Source organism: Rhizobacter sp. P1_G5, assembly GCF_056405435.1.
Genome location: NZ_JBFUCB010000895.1, coordinates 1 through 1,800, shown reverse-complemented (window position 1 = coordinate 1,800; position 1,800 = coordinate 1). Strand labels below are relative to the sequence as shown.

1 protein-coding gene and 1 pseudogene are annotated in these 1,800 nt (G+C 69.8%); both read right to left on the bottom strand.

Annotation, left to right across the window (positions count from 1 at the left end; genetic code table 11):
* Window positions 1–805, bottom strand: a pseudogene (locus AC1D12_RS32450) (RNB domain-containing ribonuclease); the annotation flags it as partial.
* Window positions 806–841: 36 nt separating this feature from the next.
* Window positions 842–1,429, bottom strand: a complete 588-nt coding sequence (locus tag AC1D12_RS32445) for a YqiA/YcfP family alpha/beta fold hydrolase (protein WP_477827328.1) — start codon at window positions 1,427–1,429, stop codon at window positions 842–844.
* Window positions 1,430–1,800 lie beyond the last annotated feature (371 nt).

Here is a 1,800-nt window from a genome sequence, read left to right as displayed (position 1 = left end):
CCACGGTGCCGCTGCCCAGGCCCTGCACCGACAGCGCGTCGTCGATCTCGGTGGTCTGCGAATCGTCGATCGAGAACGCCTGCACGGCCGCGACCGGCAGGTCGTCCTTGATGGCCGGGGCCGACAGCGGCGGGAAGGCGGTGCCCTTCGGGAAGTTCTCGAACAGGAAACGCCGCCAGTGGAACTGGTACGGCGAGTCGATCGCGCCGGCAGCGGTCAGCAGGTCGAGCGGCGCCTTCTGTGCGCGGCGCGAGGCCTCGACGACGGCCTTGTATTCGGCGGCGTTCTTGTCGGGGCGGAACAGGATCTTGTAGAGCTGCTCGCGCACCGGCGCCGGGCACTGGCCGGCCACCAGCTCGGCGGCCCAGCCCTCGATCTGCGCGGCCAGCTGCTTCTTGCGCTCGATGCCGAGCAGCGCGGCCTTCACGATCTCTTCCGGCGCCTTCTTGAACTGGCCCTTGCCGAGGCGGCGGAAGTAGTGCGGCGCCTCGAACAGCCGGAACAACGCGGCGGCCTGCTTCTCGACGCCGGCCTTGCTGTCGAAGTAGTCGCGCGCCAGGTCGGCGAAGCCGAACTCGGCGTCGGGCGCGAATTCCCAGGCCAGGTCGAGGTCGATCTCGCGGGCGAGCCGCTGGCCCTCGGCGATCAGCTCGGCCGGCAGCGGCTTCTCGAACTTCAGCAACACGTTGGCTGCCTTCACCTTCACGCGCTTGCCCGAATCGAGCTCGATCTGCATCGAGCTGTCGGCTTCGGTCATCACGCGGCCGGCGAGAAACTTGCCGGCGTCATCGAACAGTGCATACATGGGTGGGATTGTCGCGGAAAGCTCGGCCGATCCCGGTCAGGGCGAGGCGCCRAGCTGCAGGAAATGCATCAGGTGGGGCAGGTGTTCGTCGAACCCGCTGAGCGCATGGTCGCTGCCTTCGACGATGCGCAGGTGGGCGCCGCGGTAGCGCTCGCTCATCTCGCGCCAGTCGAGCACCTCGTCGCCGGTGGCGATCACCGCGAAGTAGCGCGACGGTTTCGCCAGCGCGCCCGGCGCCATCGCGCGCAGCTGCTCGACGTAGGCCGGCACGAAGAAGAAGCGCTCCTCGCTGTGCCAGGCGGTCGTCTCGCCGATGTGGCCGGCCAGGTCGCGGGCCGGGTCGACGGCCGGGTTCAGCAGCACGGCCGGGCAGCCGAGCTGCTCGGCCAGCACCGTGGCGTAGAAGCCGCCGAGCGAGCTGCCGATGATCGCCATGCGGTCGTGCGGCCAGCCCGCCAGCTCGGCCTGCAGGCCCTCGATCGCCTCCTGCGGCGACGCCGGCAGCTGCGGGCACCACCAGTTGACGCGCGGTGCGTGGCGCTTCACCCAGGCCTCGACCTGGCGCGCCTTGGTCGACTGCGGCGACGAACGGAATCCGTGCAGGTACAGGAGGTGGGTGGTCATGAAGCGTGAGGAATGCACATCCGGCGCCGGGTTCGCCGGCCTGCGGGTTTCCGATCGGTCGAGGCACGGAACCTGCAAAGCGCGACGGAGTCTAGCTCGGCGTTCCACGGGGTGGACGCCCGGCGCGACGCTCTACACTTTGTTTCCACGCGGCCTCCATCCGACGACCGCCCCCGGCCCCTCCAGTCGCTTCCCACAAGGACACCGTTGACGTGAAAGATGACTCCCTGATCCTGTCGAGATCCGGCGCGCCTGCGGGCCTGTCGCTGGTGCTGTCCGGCCTGCTGCTGCAAGGCTGCGTCACCACGGTGCAACCGGCCTCGCCGCCGGTCGTCGTGATCGCCCCGGCCGGGGCCGCGTCGGCGCCGGTC